The sequence below is a fragment of the Nocardiopsis eucommiae genome (genome assembly GCF_965344335.1).
Lineage (GTDB): Bacteria > Actinomycetota > Actinomycetes > Streptosporangiales > Streptosporangiaceae > Nocardiopsis > Nocardiopsis eucommiae.
On record NZ_CBDRIY010000041.1, the window covers coordinates 41,770 to 60,809 of the forward strand.

16 protein-coding genes are annotated in these 19,040 nt (G+C 72.4%); 7 read left to right on the top strand and 9 right to left on the bottom strand.

What is annotated here, in order from left to right; all coding sequences use genetic code 11:
• Nucleotides 1-18: 18 nt before the first annotated feature.
• Nucleotides 19-279, bottom strand: coding sequence for a PLDc N-terminal domain-containing protein (locus ACRWK8_RS22255; protein ID WP_378736589.1), 261 nt, complete (start codon nt 277-279; stop codon nt 19-21).
• A gap of 349 nt (nt 280-628) precedes the next feature.
• Here ACRWK8_RS22255 and ACRWK8_RS22260 point away from each other — a divergent pair, with 349 nt between their 5' ends.
• Nucleotides 629-2,506 carry a calcineurin-like phosphoesterase C-terminal domain-containing protein gene (locus tag ACRWK8_RS22260; RefSeq protein ID WP_378736587.1) on the top strand — a complete coding sequence of 626 codons (1,878 nt, stop codon included), beginning with the start codon at nt 629-631 and terminating at the stop codon, nt 2,504-2,506.
• A gap of 51 nt (nt 2,507-2,557) precedes the next feature.
• Here ACRWK8_RS22260 and ACRWK8_RS22265 read toward each other — a convergent pair whose 3' ends face one another.
• Nucleotides 2,558-3,121, bottom strand: a complete 564-nt coding sequence (locus ACRWK8_RS22265; RefSeq protein WP_431872638.1) for a snapalysin family zinc-dependent metalloprotease — start codon at nt 3,119-3,121, stop codon at nt 2,558-2,560.
• A gap of 365 nt (nt 3,122-3,486) precedes the next feature.
• On the opposite strand from ACRWK8_RS22265, the gene ACRWK8_RS22270 reads away from it, so the two are divergent.
• Together ACRWK8_RS22270 and ACRWK8_RS22275 are read left to right on the top strand one after the other, a co-directional pair.
• Nucleotides 3,487-4,206, top strand: a complete 720-nt coding sequence (locus tag ACRWK8_RS22270) for a class I SAM-dependent DNA methyltransferase (RefSeq protein WP_431872661.1) — start codon at nt 3,487-3,489, stop codon at nt 4,204-4,206.
• Between the two features lie 366 nt (nt 4,207-4,572).
• Complete coding sequence (locus ACRWK8_RS22275) at nt 4,573-4,896, top strand: hypothetical protein (protein WP_431872639.1); 324 nt, start codon at nt 4,573-4,575, stop codon at nt 4,894-4,896.
• Here the strand turns inward: ACRWK8_RS22275 and ACRWK8_RS22280 are convergent.
• Both ACRWK8_RS22280 and ACRWK8_RS22285 read right to left on the bottom strand, forming a co-directional pair.
• The gene (locus tag ACRWK8_RS22280; RefSeq protein WP_431872641.1) at nt 4,883-5,503 is read right to left on the bottom strand and encodes a GNAT family N-acetyltransferase; all 621 of its coding nucleotides are present in this window, start codon (nt 5,501-5,503) and stop codon (nt 4,883-4,885) included. The two genes, ACRWK8_RS22275 and ACRWK8_RS22280, sit on opposite strands and share 14 nt — an antisense overlap.
• Nucleotides 5,496-6,119 (bottom strand): TetR/AcrR family transcriptional regulator, encoded by a 624-nt coding sequence (locus tag ACRWK8_RS22285; protein WP_431872643.1) that lies wholly within the window; start codon nt 6,117-6,119, stop codon nt 5,496-5,498. The genes ACRWK8_RS22280 and ACRWK8_RS22285 overlap by 8 nt, the downstream gene beginning before the upstream one ends.
• A 132-nt stretch (nt 6,120-6,251) precedes the next feature.
• Here ACRWK8_RS22285 and ACRWK8_RS22290 point away from each other — a divergent pair, with 132 nt between their 5' ends.
• Nucleotides 6,252-7,175, top strand: coding sequence for a UTP--glucose-1-phosphate uridylyltransferase (locus ACRWK8_RS22290; protein WP_378736577.1), 924 nt, complete (start codon nt 6,252-6,254; stop codon nt 7,173-7,175).
• Between the two features lie 307 nt (nt 7,176-7,482).
• Here the strand turns inward: ACRWK8_RS22290 and ACRWK8_RS22295 are convergent, their stop codons facing one another.
• Nucleotides 7,483-8,835 carry a PepSY-associated TM helix domain-containing protein gene (locus ACRWK8_RS22295; protein ID WP_431872646.1) on the bottom strand — a complete coding sequence of 451 codons (1,353 nt, stop codon included), beginning with the start codon at nt 8,833-8,835 and terminating at the stop codon, nt 7,483-7,485.
• A 105-nt stretch (nt 8,836-8,940) separates the two neighbouring features.
• Complete coding sequence (locus ACRWK8_RS22300; RefSeq protein ID WP_431872648.1) at nt 8,941-11,199, bottom strand: ATP-binding cassette domain-containing protein; 2,259 nt, start codon at nt 11,197-11,199, stop codon at nt 8,941-8,943.
• 71 nt (nt 11,200-11,270) lie between these two features.
• Here ACRWK8_RS22300 and ACRWK8_RS22305 point away from each other — a divergent pair, with 71 nt between their 5' ends.
• Complete coding sequence (locus ACRWK8_RS22305; protein ID WP_431872650.1) at nt 11,271-12,353, top strand: helix-turn-helix transcriptional regulator; 1,083 nt, start codon at nt 11,271-11,273, stop codon at nt 12,351-12,353.
• Here the strand turns inward: ACRWK8_RS22305 and ACRWK8_RS22310 are convergent.
• Nucleotides 12,247-14,547 carry a penicillin acylase family protein gene (locus ACRWK8_RS22310; RefSeq protein ID WP_431872652.1) on the bottom strand — a complete coding sequence of 767 codons (2,301 nt, stop codon included), beginning with the start codon at nt 14,545-14,547 and terminating at the stop codon, nt 12,247-12,249. The genes ACRWK8_RS22305 and ACRWK8_RS22310 overlap by 107 nt on opposite strands.
• A 282-nt stretch (nt 14,548-14,829) precedes the next feature.
• On the opposite strand from ACRWK8_RS22310, the gene ACRWK8_RS22315 reads away from it, so the two are divergent.
• Nucleotides 14,830-15,576 carry a thioesterase II family protein gene (locus ACRWK8_RS22315; RefSeq protein WP_431872654.1) on the top strand — a complete coding sequence of 249 codons (747 nt, stop codon included), beginning with the start codon at nt 14,830-14,832 and terminating at the stop codon, nt 15,574-15,576.
• A gap of 57 nt (nt 15,577-15,633) precedes the next feature.
• Here the strand turns inward: ACRWK8_RS22315 and ACRWK8_RS22320 are convergent, their stop codons facing one another.
• Entirely contained in the window at nt 15,634-17,463 is a 1,830-nt protein-coding gene (locus ACRWK8_RS22320; protein WP_431872656.1) for a glycoside hydrolase family 13 protein, read from the bottom strand.
• Nucleotides 17,464-17,675: 212 nt separating this feature from the next.
• Between ACRWK8_RS22320 and ACRWK8_RS22325 the strand changes: the two genes are divergently transcribed.
• Nucleotides 17,676-18,197 carry a GNAT family N-acetyltransferase gene (locus ACRWK8_RS22325; RefSeq protein ID WP_378736560.1) on the top strand — a complete coding sequence of 174 codons (522 nt, stop codon included), beginning with the start codon at nt 17,676-17,678 and terminating at the stop codon, nt 18,195-18,197.
• 90 nt (nt 18,198-18,287) lie between these two features.
• Here the strand turns inward: ACRWK8_RS22325 and ACRWK8_RS22330 are convergent.
• Nucleotides 18,288-19,040 (bottom strand): aldo/keto reductase (locus ACRWK8_RS22330; protein WP_431872659.1); only part of this gene is annotated, 753 nt, incomplete at its 5' end.

Sequence of the window (19,040 nt, forward strand, 5' to 3'; positions counted from 1 at the left end):
CCCGTGCGCGGCGGAGGGTCAGCGGTACCCGTACTGCTGGGCCGGAACCCGGTTCCGTCCGATCAGGAACCACAGGATCGCGCCGATCAGGGGCGCGAGGAAGACGAGGATGATCCAGACGAGCTTCATGGGGACGTCCAGCCGGGAGAACAGGATGCTGAACACGGCGGCGATGATGAGCACGATCGCCGCCAGACCCACCAGCAGGGCGCCGATCATGAGGACCAGGGCGATCCCGGTCTCGGGGGTCATCGACTCGAACAGGTTCAGCAGTGTCATCGCGGGACTCCTCAGTCTCTTCCGGGGTCCGGCCCCTGGCGTCGTGCGGGACCGGACCCCCTGGCTACGTACTCCACGCTAGGTCCGCCGCACCCTCCCGGACATCCACCTGCGGGACGCTCCGTCGTGTCGCCTAAGAAGACGACACGCGGCCCCGGGTGGGCCCTTTGGTGGAGGGTCCGTACCGACTTTCGTCGGGGGTGCCCGGTCACCGAGTGAGACCAGCCGTCACCGAACCGTGGGTGTCCGTTCGCTGGGGCCTGTGCCCGCGTTCAGCCGTGTCGAGGAAAGTGGCGTTGGTCCGGTCCCCCGACCGGACAGGTCCCCTCACGTATCGGAGAGCAACCGCATGCTCACGACACACACCCCCACCGAACACACCCGCCGCGGCCTCCGCGCCGCGCTGACCGCCTCGACGGTCGTCGCCCTCACCGCCTCCCTGACCGTGGCGATCGCCCCGGCCGTGGCGGCGCCCGCGAACGACGGGGACGACTCCGTCTACCGAGGCGGGATCGAGGTCGTCCGCACCCCCGCCGACGCTCCCGACACCCCGCTGCTCCACGGAACGGTGTTCGTCGACACCGACCGCGACGGCGCCAGCGAGGGCGAGACCGGCCTCGCAGGTGTCGTGGTCACCAACGGCCGCGACGTGGTCCGCACCGACGACCTGGGCCGGTACGAGCTGCCCGCGTTCGACAACATGACCGTGTCGATCACGCAGCCGTCCGGCTACCAGGTGCCGCTGGACGAGCACAACGTCCCGCAGTTCCACTACAACCACCTGCCCGAGGGCTCCCCGGACCTGCGCTACGGCGGCATCGAGCCCACCGGCCCACTGCCGTCCGAGGTCAACTTCCCCCTCGTGGAGAGCGAACTGACCGCCGCCGAGGAGCAGAGCTGCGTCATCGCCGGTGACCTCCAGACCTATGACCGGCAGGAGATCGAGTACGCGCGCGCCGGGGCCATCAAGGACCTGTCCGAGCGGGACGACTACGCGGGCTGCGGCACGCTCTTCGTCGGTGACGTCGCCGGTGACGACCTGTCGCTCTACCCCGACATCAGGGAACTGGTCGCCGAGACCAACGGGCCGGCGCGCTTCCTGCCCGGCAACCACGACCTCGACTTCGACGCCCCCGGCGCGGAGCACGCCTTCGACACCTTCCGCTCGGCGCTGGCCCCCGCGTACTACTCGTACGAGGTCGGTGACGCGCACGTCGTGGCCCTGAACACCGTCGACTACCCCTGCACGGCGGCCGACGACAGCCCCGAGGGCATCGAGGAGCACTGCGCCCCCGACGGCCGGGCGTCCTACAACGGCCGGATCAGCGACGACCAGCTCACCTGGCTCGAACAGGACCTGGCCCACGTGGACGAGGACAAGCTGGTCGTCGTGGCGGGCCACATCGGACTGCTCAACTACGCCGACGAGGGCTCCCCGGTCCACCAGGTCGACCAGGTCGCGCGGGTCCACGAACTCCTCGAAGGCCGTGAGGCCGTCGCGGTGGCCGGACACAGCCACAGCATCGAGAACCTGCGGACGGGCGACGACGTCGAGGGCTGGCGGGAGCTCTTCGGGATCGAGGGTCTGCCCTTCCCCCACCTCACGGTGGGCGCGATCTCGGGTGACTGGTACTCCGGCGAGGTCGGTGAGGACGGATACCCCACGGCCCTCGGCCGTGACGGCGGGCGCCCAGGCGTGGTGACCCTCGACATCGAGGGCAACCAGTTCCGGGAGCGCTACACCGTCACCGGCGAGCCCGACGACGTGCAGACCCAGCTCGGTCTGAACAGCCCGACCTACCGCGCGTGGTACACCGAGCGCCGCGAGTGGAACTCCGACCCCGTCGGTGACGCTCCCGAGCTCGCGGAGCCACTGGTGGTCGGCGCCGAGGACCTGGCGGGCGGCACCTGGCTGACCACCAACCTCTTCCTCGGCTCCACCGGCGCCACCGTGGAGGTCAGCCTCGACGGAGCCCCCGCCACGAAGGCCGAGCGCACCCAGCGGCTCCGTGGTGAGGGCGTCAACGTCGGCGCGGAGTACTCCGACCCCCACGCCGTCGCCCAGCAGCTGGTCCACGGCGGCAGTGTCGCCGACCGCACCATGCACCTGTGGCGGTTCGACCTGCCCGAGGACCTCGAGACCGGTGGGCACACCGCCGAGGTGACCGCCACCGACGTCCACGGACGCACGTTCACCGACACCCTGGAGTTCGAGGTCGTGGAGTAGCCCGAGCGACAGGAGGAGGGCCGGCGCGACAGCGCCGGCCCTCCCGTGTTCCTAGTGGCGGTCGACCAGGAGCTGTCCGTCAGCGGCTTGCTGACCGGCGAGCCCGCCACCGTAGTTGGCCTCGACCCGCGCCTGCTCGGAGGCGTTGGGCTGGGCGTTGGTGCAGCCCACCCCGCCGGTGGAGCCCGACATCAGGGAGGAGCAGGGGCCGGGCTTGGCGTCGGGCAGACCCAGGCTGTGGCCCAGCTCGTGCGCGGCGATCCGCAGCGGGTCGTGGCCCTCGGCGGTGCCCTGGCGGCCCATCCAGACGGTGACCTGACCGCCGGGACGCACCGGCCCGAGGTGGGCGCGGGGCCAGCCGTCGTCGGCGATGACACGGATCTCTGCGCGCTGCCCGGCGGAGGCGGGCTCCAGACGGACGTTGTCGACGCTGGAGTTCCACACGTCGACGGCCGAGGCGACGACGGAGGTGAACTCGGCGGCCTGGCTGGAGTCGTAGTAGAGGACGGTGGGGTTCTGGGACTGCTCGGCGGCGCTCGCCGTGACGGTGCCCGCCAGCGTGAGTGCCAGTGCGCTCAGCGCGACCAGGAGGGGTGTGAGGACGCGTCTCAGCATGGGGTCTCCCTGGGGTGAGGGTGCTGATGATCTTCGTGACCCGGTGGGGCCGCGCTGATGCTATGCGTAGTGACATAGGACCACAAGGAGGGCAGAACGCTAAGATTCCGCAGTGGGAAGCCGGTCGCGGGACCGTTCCGCGTCCGGGCGGGCCGCGAGGTCGACCGGATGCGCGGTCACCGCCTCCGGATCCCAGCCCCGGAGGCCGCTGACCGGGACGCGGATCCCCGACGTGCTGGGGATCCGGACCCGAAATCCCCTGGCGCTCGGCCGCGGACCGGCGCTACCGTGCCCGGATGACTGACGCTGAACCGGTACCGGAGCCCCGCGCACCGTCCGCCCCGTCCCCGGTGTGGGACGCCGAGATGGCGCGTTCCTACGACACCCCCGGTGAGGGGATGTTCGCGCCCGAGGAGGTGGATCCCGCCGTGACGGCGCTGGCCGCGCTCGCGGGGAACGGCGGGGCCCTGGAGTTCGCGATCGGCACCGGGAGGATCGCGGTTCCCCTGGCGGCCCGGGGCGTCCCGGTCACCGGAGTCGAGCTTTCCCCGGCGATGGTCGAGCGGCTGCGCACCAAAGCCGACGAGGCGACCATCCCCGTGGTGATCGGTGACATGGCCACCACGCGGGTCCCCGGCGACCACTCGCTGGTGTACCTGGTCTACAACACGATCTCGAACCTGCTCACCCAGGCCGAGCAGGTCGAGTGCTTCCGCAACGCCGCCCGCCACCTCGGGCCCGGCGGACGGTTCGTGGTGGAACTGGGCGTGCCCAGCCTGCGGCGGCTTCCTCCCGGCCAGGACGGCCTGGTGTTCGCCCACCGCGACGGGTACGTGGGGCTGGACACCTTCGACCTCGAACACCAGCACCTGGTCTCGCACCACATCCGGTTCGAGAAGGGCGGCGAGCCCAGCGTGATCCGCGTGAAGCAGCGGTACGTGTGGCCGTCCGAACTCGACCTCATGGCGCAGATGGCCGGTTTCGAGCTGGAGTCCCGGCACGCCGACTGGAAGGGCGCCCCCTTCACCGGTGACTCCCGCTCGCACGTGTCCGTCTACCGGCTGCCGGAACGGGAACGGGCCTAGGGGCGGTCCTGGCCACTCGCCGTACTCCGGGGTGAACACGTCGGTTCGGCTGGAGGGCCCACTCGGCCGTCATCACCGGGACGGGGTGCGGGCCTTCGGGCGGGAGGCGGGCGTTCCGTGGCCACGGGCGCCGCGCTGCGCCGACTCCGCGAGGAGGGGTCGTCGTCACCGGAACCGGGGCCGGTCACCCGAGTGCCAGGCGCGGGTGCCGGGTCACCAGGGTGTCCGGTTCTGCGCCCCCTGGACTCTCTGAGGGAGTTGTCCACAGCCGGGAACCACGCGCTTGTGGCCCACGCACCCGCCGCGCAGACTGGGATCGGGGCTGACCACGCCCCTCCTCGCCCCCTCTGATCAGTAGGGACGTCCATGCCGGAACCCCTCTTCGCCACGCACGCCTGCCTCGACGCCATCGTCCTGTACACCTCCCGGGCGGAAGAGTGCCGGGACTTCTACAACGCGCTCGGCCTCGCCTTCGGTGAGGAGCCCGGCCCGGACGGGCCGAGGCGCTACTCCAGCAGGCTTCCCCTGGGGCCGGTCCTGGAGATCCACCCGGCCCCCGACGTTCACCGGGCCGGTGACCTCAGGCTGAGCCTGGCCCTGGACGTGACGGAGACCGACCCGCCGCTCTCCCGGGGCGAGCACCTGCTGACCGACCCCGACGGCCGCAGGGTGGACGTCACGGTCCTGTAGTGCGCCTCATGGACACGTAGGCGTCGAACCCGCTCCACCGGGCGTGCTTGGTCGGGTTCCGCCTGTACTCACGGAAGCCGAGGTGTTCGTAGAGCCCGAGGGCGGGCGCGTTGTTGTCCTTGATGTCCTCCAGCGTGTACTCGTCGTACCCGGGCAGGGCGAGGAGGTGGTTCAGGACCGCCTTGGCGGCGCCCCGACCCCGGAAACGCCGCGCGCTGGCGACGAAGCCGATCTCGGCGCGGCCCGGTCGGGACGTGGCGGTGCCACCCTGGAAGTGCGTTCGGAAGACCCGGTCCGCGATGGTGCCCTTGATCAGGCCCAGGTGCCCGCGCAGCGTGCGGGCGTCGTGGTCGATCGCCTCCTGGTCACCCTCGGTGAGGCTGGCCAGCGCCGCCGGTCGGCCGTCGATCAGCGCCACGTGGAAGCGCTCCAGCACCAGCATGTGCTCGACGGCCTCGGTGAGTCGGGCCGGATCCCTGGCGAAGTACGCCAGGTCGTCACCGAAGCCTTCGACGAACACCTCCGCGATCGCCCTCCGGTACTCCTCGCCCAGCTCGTCGCCGCGTCTGACCTCGATCCGCATCGTTTCCCCGCTTCCGTCAACCATCGTTTCCCTCCTTGAGGAGCAGACCCATCACCGTGGACGTGCTCGGCAGCACACACCGCTCGCCCAGGGCGGACCGCATCGTCACCAGACCGTCCAGCAGGGCGAAGTAGCAGGACGCCAGCTCGTCGGCGGGGCCGGGGCGCAGCGCCCCGTGGGACTGCCCGCGCTCCACCAGCTCCACGGTCGCGCCGAGGAGCTCCGAGTTCCGGCTGACCAGTGCGGCCACGGCGGGGGCGCCTCCCTCAGGGGAGTTGCCCTGGGTGAACGCCTGGTGCATGAGCTGGAAGAACTCGACGAAGTCCCCGGTTCCGGCCAGATCGGACAGGAACTCCTCCGTGAACGCCCGCAGGGACTCCACGGGGTCGCCGGGCCCCCGGAACAGGGCGACGACCTCGCCCATGCCGGTGGCGGCCTCGGTGACCAGGTCCTCGAACAGCTCCTCCTTGGTGGTGAAGTGGCGGTAGATGGAGCCGGTACTGATGCCCGCCTCCTCCGCGATCCGCCGCATGTTCACCGCCGCGAACCCCTGGCGCGCGAACAGCCGAACCGCGGCGGACCGCACCCGTTCCCGGGTCGCGGCGCGCATCGCCTCGTGCTGTTCCGGAGTCCGTGGCATCGACCCTCCTGTTTTTGAATGAACACATGTTCATTCTATGCCCGAGGTGCACCGGCCCTGTCCTCCGTGCCCGCCGACGTCCGCGCGGATACGATCGGCCTCCACCGCACCTGCCACGACCAGGGGAGACACATGACCAGGACGATCCGACGCGCCGTGATCCCCGCGGCCGGTATGGGTTCGCGGTTGCTGCCGCTCACCAAGGCCACGCCCAAGGAGATGCTCCCCGTCGGTGACAAGCCGGTCATCGAACACACCGTCCGCGAACTCGTGTCCTCCGGCATCACCGACATCACGATCGTCGTCTCCGGTGGCAAGTCCCTCATCCAGGACCACTTCCGCCCCGACCCGACCCTGGTCGCGCGGCTGCGTGGCGACGGAAAGCAGGAGTACGCCGACGCCGTGGAGGAGGTCGCCGAACTGGCTCGCCTGGGGCACATCACCTATCTGGACCAGCACGGTCCCTACGGCAACGGCACCCCGGTCCTCAACGCCTACCGGGACGCCCGTGACGAGCCGACGCTCGTCCTGTGGCCCGACGACGTCTTCGTCGCGGAGGTCCCCCGGGCCCAGCAGCTCGTGAGCGCCTTCGAGCGCACCGGCCACCCCGTGCTGGCCCTCATGCCCATGGACAGGGAGGAGTCCCGCCGCTACGGGGTCCCCCGCGTGGCGGAGGACCTCGCCGACGGGCTCCTGCGCATCTCCGGACTGGTCGAGAAGCCCAAGCCCGAGGACGCGCCCTCCGCCTACGCCGCGATCGGGGGCTACGTGGTCACGCCCGACGTCGTCGCCCAGCTGCGCGCCCAGACCGAGCGTTGGTTCACCCACCGCACCGGCGAGATCTACCTGACCGACGCCATCAACGCCCACGCCGCCGATCACCCGGTCTACGGTCAGGTGATCCAGGGGCGCTGGTACGACACCGGCAACCCCGCCGACTACCTGGTCGCCCAGTTCGCGTCCGCCCTGGCCCACCCCGAGTACGGTCCGCTGCTGCGCCGCCTCGCCGCCGACCCCGTCCCGTCCGTACGACCGGACGCGGAATCCGCCGGGTGACCGGCCCCCGTCGGACGGAGACCCAGGGATCGTCGAGGCCAGCGGTGCCGGATACCTGCCGGGGCGAGCCGCCGGGTCCTGCTGCGGCCGGACCGTGCCGTCCTGGAGGCGCGCGTCGCCGCCCACGACGTCGCCCCGGACCACCCCGAGGCCAACGAGGGCGCCCGGGCCTTCCGGCGGTCCAGGATCGACCCCTTCTACCGGGCCGACCGGGAGTGGCTGCGCGCGTGGGCGGACCTGGCCGTGGACAACACCGACCTCGGCCCGGCCCAGGTGGTGGACCGGGTGCTCCAGCGGTTCCCCGAACTCACCCGGAACCGGACCTGAGCCGCCGGGCGCCCTCGGAGAACCGGCCGACCAGGACGTCGACCACCAGGAAGACCAGCAGCGAGACCCCCAGCACGGGCAGGGCCAGACCGACCCCCGCGCAGGTCAGAACGACCGCCACCCTCAGGGGCCAGGACAGTGCCAGGAACGAACCGCGCTGGTAGGGCCGCCCCAGCCCCCAGGCGCCGCCGCGCGTGGGCCTGCGCTGCCACCACATGCGGTAGCCCAGGACGATCACCCAGAGCAGCCCGCCGCAGACCGCCGTGAGGACGAGCTGGTTGGGTACCCCGAACAGCAGGCCCATGTGGGCGTCCACGCCCCAGCGGCTGAGTTTGGCCATCAGCGGGTGGTCCTCGAAGCGGACGACGTCCACGACCTCGCCCGTGTCCTGGGCGACGGCGACCGAGTCCGCCTGGGTCGGCCAGGAGCGTTCGAGCTGGGTGACCACGTAGGGAGAGGTGTGGTCGGCGGGCAGGTCGACGGTGACCCGGCCGTCGAGTCCGGCCTCCCGTGCGCTGGCCAGGACCGCGTCCGGGCCGACGTCCACACCGGGGCTGGCGGAGGGGACCTCCGTGGACGCCGCCGGAGTGGTCCAGGACATCCGTTCACGCAGGTCGGAGATGTTCGACCCCGCGTACTGGGACCAGGTCAACCCGGTGGCGGACAGGAACAGCAGCCCCAGAAGGACCCACGCCCCCACCGTGGCGTGCAGGGAGACCGAGCGTGCCCGGCCCGACCGCTGGCGGCCGCGCCGACGCCGGGCCACCCACAGGGCCAGGCCGCCCAGGGCGACCACGCCGAGCCAGCTCGCGGCGAGCTCGCTGTACAGCCGGCCGACCTCCCCCAGGTGCAGTTGCCGGTGGAGCAGGTCGATCCAGGTGCGCACCGGCAGCGCCCCGCTGGTCCCGTAGCTCTCGGACACCCCCAGGACCTCGCCCGCGTGGGGGTCGACGAACACCGTCGTGCGCGCCCCGTTGCCGCTCTCGGCCAGGTCCATCAGGACCCATGTGGAGTCCTCCGGGGTGGTGGCCGGGCGCACCGAGTGGACGCTGGCGTCGGGCGCCTCCGCGCGGGCGATCCGCACCTGTTCGGCCAGGGGCAGGGACCCCTCGGAGGCGGGGACGCGCAGCTGGTCGGCGTACAGCACCTGCTCGACCTGGGGTGTCCACACGTACAGCAGCCCGGAGACCGTCGCCACCAGGAGGAAGGGCGCCACCAGCACGCCCGCGTAGAAGTGCAGCCGCAGTACGAGCGGCCTGAGCTGCTGCCACACGCCCGTCCTCGGCGGGGGTGTTCCGTCCTCGGTCACGGGTCTCGTGCTCGCCGGGTCCATGGATCTCCTCCGCCGTCGCCGTTCCGGTCGACACTGACGTCGTTCGGAGGGGTCCGTGAGTTCCCGCGACTTACGAACCGGTCGTGGGAACCCGGGGGGCGGGCGTCACCCGGACAGGTGGGCGCGCAGGGCGTCGGCGGTGGCGCCCCTCCCCGCGTCGGCCATCCGCGCGGGCGTTCCCTCGAACACGACCCGGCCGCCCTCGTGTCCGGCTCCGGGGCCGAGGTCCACCACGTGGTCGGCGGCGGCCACCACGTCCATCCGGTGCTCGACGACCACCACCGTCGCGCCCGCGTCCACCATGCCGTCGAACAGGTTCACGAGCCCGGCCACGTCACCGCCGTGCAGGCCGGTGGTGGGTTCGTCCAGCACGTACAGCCGTGCGGGCTCCGCCAGCTCGCGGGCCAGCCGGAGGCGCTGCCGCTCCCCGCCGGAGAGCGTGTCCAGGGACTGCCCCAGCCGTAGGTAACCCAGCCCGACCCGTTCCATACGGTCCAGCGACTCCGCGACGGGCCCCGCGAGGACCTCCCGGGCGCGCGCCGCCGTCAGCGCCAGCACCTCCGCGATGGTGCGGCCGTCCAGGGTGTACGACAGCGCGCGGTCGTTGAACCGCAGCCCGCGGCAGCGCTCGCACTCCGTCTTGACGTCGTCGAGGAAGGCGAGGTCGGTGATGATCACCCCGCGTCCCCGACAGGTCGGGCAGGCGCCCGTGGAGTTGGCGCTGAACCAGCCGGACGCCACCCCGTTGGCCCGCGCGAACAGCGCGCGCAGGGTGTCCTGGATCCCCAGGTAGGTCACGGGGGTGGACCGGGGTCCGCCGTGCAGGGAGCCCTGGGTGAGGACCACCGCGTCCGGGCGCACCCGGGGCAGTTCCCCATGGGCGAGTGAGCTCTTGCCCGACCCCGCCACCCCGGTCACGGCCGTCAGCACCCCGGTCGGAACGGACACGTCGATCCCGCGCAGGTTGTGCAGGCGGGCGCCGCGAACCTCCACCGAACCGTCGGGGGTGCGGGTGCGGGACCGTACCGAGCGGGGTCGGCGCAGGTAGCGGCCGGTGGGGGTGGGCGCTCGGCGGAGCCCGGCCACGGGGCCCTCGTAGACGACGCGGCCGCCCTCGTGTCCGGCTCCGGGGCCGAGGTCCACCACGTGGTCGGCGGCCTCGATCACGTCCGGGTCGTGTTCGACCACCAACACCGTGTTGCCCTTGTCGCGCAGGCGGCGCAGCAGAGCGGTGAGCCGGTGCACGTCGGCCGGGTGCAGCCCGGCACTGGGTTCGTCGAGCACGTAGGTCAGGCCGGTCAGCGCGCCCCCCAGGTGCCTTACGAGCCGCACGCGCTGGGCCTCGCCACCGGACAGCGTGGCCGAGTGCCGGTCCAGGCTGAGGTAGCCCAGGCCCACCTCCTCCAGCCCGCGCAGGCGCTCCAGGAGCGCGGAGGTCACCGGGGCCACCCGCGGGTCGTGGATCGCGGCGATCTCCGGGACGAGCCGGACGACCGGCAGGGCGGAGAGGTCCGCGATGTTGTGCCGACCGATCCGGCAGGCCAGCGCGGCCGGGTTCAGCCGCGCGCCCCCGCAGGCGGGGCAGGGGCCGCGCCACACCACCCGTTCCAGTTCGTCCCTGTCCCTCGCGTTGACCGACGTCGCGTCCAGCAGGCTGCGGGTGATGCGGGGGACCACCCCCTCGAAGACGCCGCTCGCCGGGAACTCCGGGTCCGGGTCCGTGAGCCTGACCCCCTCGGCGTGCAACAGCAGGTCGCGTTCCCGGGCGGTGTAGCGGCCCACCGGTTTCTCCCTGTCGAACAGTCCGGCGTGCACGTAGCGCTTCCACCGCCAGGTCCCCGGTGCGAAGGTCCGGAGTCGGATGGCCCCCTGGTCCAGGGAGAGGTCGTCGTCCAGCAGGGCGTCGGCGTCGATCCGGCGTAGGGTGCCCAGGCCCTGGCAGTCCGGGCACATACCGCCGGGGTCGTTGAAGGAGAAGGCGGGCGAGTACCCGGTCCAGGGCCGACCGATCCGGGAGAACAACAGGCGCAGGAGCGGTGCGAGGTCGGTGGCGGTGCCCAGGGTCGAGCGCGCGTTGCCACCGAATCGCCGCTGATCCACGGCGACGGTGACGGTGAGGTTCTCCCACCGGTCGGCGTCGGGCACGCCCAGGTGGGCCATCCGGCTGCGGGTGAAGCTGTCGTGGGCCTCGTTGAGCTGGCGCTGCGCCTCGGCGGCGATGGTGCCGTACACCAGGGAGGACTTGCCCGATCCGGACACGCCGGTGAAGACGACGAGTCGCTCCCGGGGCAGGGCTAGGTCCACCCCGCGCAGGTTGTTCTCGCGGGCTCCGGTCACGGTGATGCCCGTGGTCGTGGTGCTCATGGCCGTCACACTAAGTCGGATTGTGGTCAGAAACCGGCCACAACTGCTCGGCGATCGGGAAGAATGCGGGTATGGCCGACACCAGTCAGCGCATGCTGCGCCTGCTCTCCCTCCTGCAGAACGGACGGGCCTGGTCCGCCGCCGCCCTCGCCGAGGCGCTGGGCACCAGCCCCCGGTCCCTGCGGCGCGACATCGACCGCCTGCGCGAGCTCGGCTACCCGGTGGAGAGCCTGCGCGGCCCCGGCGGGCACTACCGCCTGGTGGCGGGCAACGCCGTTCCTCCGTTGATGTTCGAGGACGACGAGGTGGTCACTGTGGCGCTGGGGCTGCGGATGGTCGCGGGCGGGCTCAGCGGCGTCCAGGGTGCGGAGGAGGGCGCGGAGCGGGCCCTGGGCAAGATCGAACGGGTGCTGCCCTCCCGACTGTCCCACAGGGCCAGCACCCTGGCCTCGGCGGTGGAACCCGGCCGGAGTGTGTGGCCCGGGGCGTCGGTCGACGTGCTCACCGGGCTGAGTGACGCCGTCGCGGCGGGCCACCGGATCCGGATGACCCACCGGGGCCGCGACGGGCGGGAGCTCCACCGCCACGTGGACCCCTACCGTCTGGTCCTGCTGCGTCGGCGCTGGTACCTGTTCGCCTGGGACCGCGACCGCGAGGACTGGCGCTCCTTCCGGCTGGACCGGATCACCGAGATCACCCCGACCCGCGCCGCGTTCACCCCCAGGGCGCTCCCCGCCGAGGACCTGGCCGCGCACCTGGAGGAGGGGTTCGGTCCGGGCCGGGAGAGGCACACCGTCACGGTCCTCTTCCACGCGACGGCGGCCGAGGTGGCCGCCCGTCTCACCCGGGTGGACGGTTCGCTGGAGGCGGTCGGCCCCGACCGCTGCCGGTACGTGGCACTCGTGGACTCCTATGAGTGGATCGTCATCGTGCTCGCCCTGGCCGGTCTGGACTTCACCCTGGAGGCACCGGAGGAGTTCGTCGCTCGCACCGCCGAGCTCTCCACCCGGCTCGCGCGGGCGGTGCCCCCGGTGGCCCGGGGGCCGCTCACCGCGCGGGCGGGAGCAGGTGGAGGGTCGAGGCACGGTGCCGGTCCACGGCCGCGCGGGAGTAGAGCAGGGGGAAGTGACGGCCCCGAGCCCACGGTTCGGTGAGGTCGTCGTGGTGGGAACTGCGGGGGTCCCCGGACTGGCCCGGAGCGTTGACCGCGACGGACTCGTCCCACGCACCGACGTCCACCACGATCCGGAAGGACGCGCCGTGGTACTGGCGGCCGGAGGCGTCCGCCGCCGTCAGGTCGACGGTGTCCGCGCTTCCCGGGCGCGCGATCCGCCGTCCCCGTGCCCACGGCGGGGGGTCCGGGAGCGCGGCGAGGGGGTGGTCCAGGCGGGCGAAGTGGTGTTCGCCCCAGTGCCAGGCCGGACCGGGCGGACCGAGCCGCTCGCACAGGTCCCGGTGGGCCGCCCCCAACGAGCGCGCCACCAGCGCGCGTCCCTGTTCGCTGAGGACCGCCTCCGCCAGCAGGCGCAGCGGAACACGCGGGTCGGCGGCCCGGTCCGGATCGGGGGTGAGGGCGGCCACCGCCGCGTCGACACGGTCGGAGGAGACCAGCTCCGGCAGACGCGCACGCAGCAGCGCGGGACGCAGACGGTGTGCGAACCAGTGCTCGAACAGGGTGGGCTGGGGCAGGTCGACCGCCATGGTCCCGTCCCAGCCTCCGGCCCGCAGCAGCTCCAGGGCCGGGGCGGTCCCCGGGAGGCCGTCCGGGAGTGCGTCCAGCACGGACAGGGCGGCGCGCGCGACCGGGCTCCGGTGGTCGCCCTGGAGGCGGCAGGCGTCCTCGACGGTCCAGTCGGAGCGTGTGGACAGCTCCTCGGCGATGCGCTCGTACCGCAAGGGGGCCGCCCAGTCCCGGGTCACGGTGAACGGCTCCCAGCCGAGCGCCCGGTGCGTGTTGTGTTCGTTGGCGGAGGCGAACCACCCCTGCCCGGGCCGGTGCGCGGAGGGCATGCGGCCGTGGAAACCCGCCCACTCGTGGCTTCCGTCGCCGGGAACGGGCAGTGAACCGTCCCAGTTCGGGCGTACGGGGACGCGGCCCGCCGCGATCCAGCCGAACCCCTCCGCGTCGGCGTACACCTGGTTCTCGCCGGGAGCGCCCCACACCCGCAGGGCGTCGCGGAACTCCTGGCTGTCCCGGGCCCGCATGTACTGGACGCTGCCCAGGTAGGGAGCCATTCCGGGACCGAGCCAGGCGGCGCGTACGGCGAAGGCGGCGTTCCGCTCGGGGTCGGAGCGCACGAGCGGACCGTGCACGGTGAAGTCCAGCCGCACCTCGCGGTCGGGACCGCCCCGCACCGGGACGCGTTCGGTGACCGTCTCCAGCTCCCGCCAGCCGTCGCGGTGACGGTACCGACCCGGGTCGTCCGGGTGGAGTTGGTAGACGTACAGGTCCTCCTGGTCGATCGGGAAGATGGTGAGCCCGAAGGCGACGTGCCCGTTGTGCCCGATGGAGACCCCGGGCAGGGCGGGCTCGCCCGCGCCGATCACGTCGAACTCCGGACAGCTCAGATGGGTGACGTAGCGCAGTGCCGGGGCGCCGACCGCGCGGTGCGGGTCGTTGGCCAGGATCGGGCGGCCCGTGGCGGTGCGCTCGGCGCCGATCACCCAGTTGTTGCTGCCGTCCGGTTCGGGTGGGGTGGTGCACGGTGCGGCACCCGACAGGTCCAGGGGCGCGCAGGCCAGCCGGTACACGTCCAGGACCTCGGGGTGGAGGACATCCAGGTCCAGGCCCTCGGGTACGCGCAGGGGACCTTCGGGCTCGCGGACCGCGCGCAGGTCCTCGACACCCGGGCCGAAGTCACGGAGGGTGAGGGCGCGCGCCAGCTCCTTCTCGACGTTGGCGTGGAGGCCGTGGGACCGGATCCGGGCCAGGTCCTCGGAGGCCCAGCGGGCGGGGGTGAACCCGAGCTCCGCGAACTCCGGCCCGAGCAGCGCGGGCTCGCGCTCGGTGAGGGCGACGTAGGCGTTGATCCCGGAGGTGAAGAGCTCGGCGGTCCGGCGCACGCCCGCGCCGTAGGCGGCCCACTCGGTGTCCATGTCCCCCCGGTAGAGGAAGAGCCGGGCCGCGCGGTCGCGTTCCAGGTACCGCTCGCCCAGGACCTCGGAGAGCAGGCCGAGGCCGCGGCGCCGCCAGAGGTCGAGCTGGAACAGCCGGTCGCGGGCGGCGGTGAAGCCCTGGGCGACGAACGCGTCGTCGGCGTCGTGGGCGCGCACGTGGGGGACGCCCCAGCGGTCGTACACCACTTCGACCGGTGCGGTGAGCCCGTCGACGACGTGGCCGTGTTCCATGCGAACCTCCCATTGGGCGGGCGGGGGACGGGCGCCGTCGGACGGGGGCCGAGGACGCGGGAGCTTCGTACCCCGCGTGGGCCTTTGTCACCGTGGGGGAACGGGAAGGTCTCCGGGCACGGCGTGGAGCCGCGGGGGTCCGCCACGGGCGAGGGGTGGCGACCGGTCGGTGTGTGGCCCTGCTCACGCGATGGAACGGTCCGGGTTCACCGGGTTACCCGAAGCCGATTACCGACTGGTAGGTTCGCGTTGTTACCCATCGGTAGAAAGGAGGGGAGGGCCGTGCACGAGGGCGCCCTGAACCGGCTCAGACCCGTCCCCCACAGCCGGTTCCGGCTCTTCGTCCTCCACCACGCGGGCGGCTCCCACCTGGGCTACCGGGGCTGGGTCCGGCACTTCCCCGAGGACTGGGAGATCTGCCTCCTGGACGCGCCCGGACGCGTGCGCAGCGCCCACGAGCCGCCCCTGCGCGACGCCGACGCCCTGGCCGAGCGCATGCACGAGGTGATCCGCCCCGAACTCGACCGGCCCTTCGGCCTCTTCGGGCACAGCATGGGCGCGCTCGTCGCCTACGAACTCACCCTCCGCCTGACGTCCGCCGGGACGCCGCCGGTCTGGCTCGGAGCCTCCGCCTGGAGCCCCGCTCCCGGACCCGAACGCGCCGCGCCGCGCCACCTGGTCTCCGCCGACCGTCTGCGCGAGACCATCGCCCGCATGGGCGGCACCCCCCGGCGCGCCCTGGACGACCCAGACCTGTGGTCCTTCGTCGAACCCCTGGTCCGCGCCGACCTGCAACTGGTGGACACCTGGAGCCCCGACCCGCGGACCCCGCCCCTGAGGGTCCCGCTCTCGGTCTTCGGCGGCGCGCGAGACCAGGGGATGACCCCCGAACGCCTCGCGGGCTGGTCCGACCACGTAGAGGGCGGCTTCGCGCACCACACCCTGCCCGGCGACCACTTCTACTTCACCGGTCGGACCGTGGACGTGGTCACCCGCATCACCCAGGACGTGGAGCCCCTCCTGAGGTGAGGACCGGCCCGCGGCCCGGCGGTCCGGGCGGGGGCGGTCGCCCCCCGCCTGGAGGAGTCAGCCCTCCGAACGGGTGCCGACCGCGAACAGGTAGCCGGGGCCGTCGGCGGACAACGCCACCACGCCGTCCAGCCGCACCCGCACCGCGCCGTCGCTCTCCACGACCTCCCATCCCGTGGCGTCCAGGTCGCCCGTGGCCGCGACCCGTTCCCCGTGCGGCCCGTCGGTCAGGTGCACCAGCACCACCTGGTCGCCCAGCGTCCGCAGGAACGTCATGTGGTGCTCGCCCGCGTCGAGCCAGCGGAGTCCGCCCTCCTGGAGCGCGGGCAGGTCCCGGTGCAGGGCGAGCAGACGGCGGTGGGAGTCCAGCACCCTCTGGTCCCAGTCCTGGGGACGGTGCCAGGGCATCGTGCGGCGGGAGTTCTCACCGTCGCGCCCCTCAAGCCCGATCTCGTCCCCCGCGAAGACGAACGGGACACCCGGCAGCGCCGCCTGCGCGGCCACGCCGACCGCCTGGCGGAGCGGGTCGCCCACCACGGTGCGGAACCGGGCGGAGTCGTGGGTGCTCAGCGCGTTGACGCTGTGGGTGCGCACCCGCCAGGGGAGCCCCGCGTTGGTGGCGCGCATTGCCCGCACCGCCTCGACCGCACCGCTGCTGGGCAGCGGCGCCGACGTGTGCGTGGCCGCGTACCGGACCCCCTCCGGGCCGGTGTTCAGCCAGGCCCACACCGGCCGCGTGAAACCGGCGTAGTTCATCACCCCGTGCCATCCGTCGTGGCGGGTGTCGGGCCCGGCGTCGTAGAAGTGCTCGGCCAGCAGCCAGGCCTGCGGGGCGGCCTCACGCATCCGCGCGGCGATCTCGCCGGACACCTCGTGGTTGACGTCCTGGCTCCCCAGGCGCCCGGTCATGTTGGCCACGTCGATCCGCCAGCCGTCCAGCCCCTCCTCCCCACCCAGCCGGTCCACCAGGACCGAGTCGTCGGCGCCGTAGACACGCTCGCGCAGAGCGGTCGAGGAGTAGTCGAGCTTGGGCAGGGACCGCACGCCCAGCCAGCTCACGTAGGAGTCGGGGTGCTCCTCGAAGTAGTAGTACCCAGCCTCCTCCGAGTCCGGGTCGGACCGGGCGGTCAGGAACCACTCGTGCTCGTCACCGGTGTGGTTGGTGGTGAGGTCGCCCATCACCCTCATGCCGCGCGCGTGCGCCTCGCGGACCAGGGCGAGCAGCGCCTCCTCGCCGCCGAGCAGCGGATCCACCCGGTCGAAGCTGGAGGCGTCGTAGCGGTGGGTGGAGCGGGCGGGGAAGAACGGGGTCAGGTAGACCACCCGGGCTCCGAGCTCGGCCAGGTGGTCCAGATGGCGACGGACCCCCTCCAGGGTGCCGCCGTAGTACTCGCCGGGCGCGGCCGGTCCGAACCCCGAGGGTTCGTCGTCCCAGGCGCGCGGGACCGCCCAGTCCGGGTGCTCGGTGAGGGGTTCCAAGGAGTCCTCGTCGCGCGCGAAGCGGTCGGGGAAGATCTGGTAGACGGTGGTCCCCGGGACCCAGGAGGGCGGGCGCGGCGCGTTCACCAGCCGGAAGTCGGCGTCGTCGGTGACCTCGTGGTCGTGCGCGCCCTCCTGGTTGAGCCAGGTGTAGCGGCGGTCGCGCACGATCGCGAAACGGTAGGGGGTCGCCACGGGCAGGAGGGGGATCTCCACCACGAACCAGCTCACCCCGTTCGCGGAACTCTCCAGCACCCCCTCGACCAGGCCCGCCTCGCCGTCCTCCACCACGTACGCGTACACGGAGTCGGCGCCGCCGGGCACCCGGACCCGGAGGCGCGCCCGGTCCCCGTCGAGGGTCACGTGGTCGGGGGAACCGTCGTGGTGGGGGTCGTGGGTGAAGAGCATGCGGGACTCCAGGGGACGGAGGAAAGTTCACGTCACATAATGGCAAGAAAACGTCGTTGAAGCGAAAGGTTTTGCGTCCTGCTCTTGCAGGCTTCGGTGTTTGACCTCCTCCGCGGCCCCGATCGCGCTCCCTGACCAGGTTCGCCGGGCGCGGGGCAGTCTCTTGGTCCGCACCCCTGTCCCGCCGGATTCTTCCGGGTTACCGTTGGTATATGAGCCTTGAGCTGCCAACCGAAAGACTCCTGATCAGGGAGTGGGAGCTGGGCGATGCCGACGCGGCCCTCCAGATCTACGGGGCCGAGGAGGTCGCGCACTGGCTGACACCGGAGTGGCACCCGGTGACCGACATCAGCGCGATGCGCTCGGTGCTCCACGCGTGGATCGAGGCGGGACCGAACCTCATCCCACCCGCCGGGCGCTGGGCGATCGTGGACCAGAAGGACGGACAACTGGTGGGAGGGCTGTCCCTGAAACTTCTCCCGCCGTTCGAGGAGGACTTCGAGCTCTCCTGGGTGCTGCGTCCGGACGTGTGGGGCCGGGGCTACGCGACCGAGGCGAGCCGGGCCATCATCGGCTGGGCGTTCAGTCAGGGGATCGAGGAGGTGTTCGCGGTCGCGCGCCCCCACAACGAGCGGGCGATCGCCGTGGCTCGCAGGCTCGGGATGGAATGGGTCGGTGAGACCGAGAAGTACTACGACATGCGCCTGCAGGTGTTCCGCATGCGTCCCGGTTGATCCGGGACGGCACGGCCTCCGTGTGAACGGACGGCCGCGCGGGCGCGGCCCGTCGGAGGGTTCCTCCGCCGGGCCGCGCCCGTGTTCGGGTCAGGACAGGAGCTGACTGATCCGCTCGACCTCCTCCTCGGAGAGCCGCACCGTGGCCGCCTCCGTGTTCTCCTCCAGGTGGGACACCCGTGAGGTGCCCGGGATCGGCAGCATCACGGGGGAGCGGTGCAGCAGCCAGGACAGCGCGAGCTGTACCGGGCTCACCCGGTGCTGGGCGGCGATCCCGGCCAGCGGGGAGTCGGTCGCCGCCATCTCGCCCCGGCCGACCGGCGCCCACGGCAGGAACGCGATCCCGTCCTTCTCGCACTGCTCCAGGACGTCCTCGGACTGGCGGAAGGACGGCGCGTACTGGTTCTGCACCGAGGCGATCGGGGCGATCGCGCGGGCCGCCGACAGTTCGTCCACGCTCACTTCGCTCAGTCCGATGTGCCGGACCTTGCCCTCCGTCTGGAGGTCGGTGAGCACGCCGAGCTGGTCGGCCAGCGGCACCTCGGGGTCGATCCGGTGCAGCTGCATCAGGTCGATGCGCTCCACCCCCAGGTTGCGCAGGCTCAGCTCCACCTGCTGCCGCAGGTACTCCGGGCGTCCCAGCCGGTGCCACTCGGCGGGACCGGTGCGCACGAATCCGGCCTTGGTGCCGATCACCAGGTCGTCCGCGTACGGGTAGAGCGCCTCGCGGATCAGCTGTTCACTGATCTGGGGGCCGTAGGAGTCGGCGGTGTCGATGAAGTTCACCCCGAGCTCGGCGGTCCTGCGCAGGACCGCCAGGGCGCCGTCCCAGTCGCGGGGCGG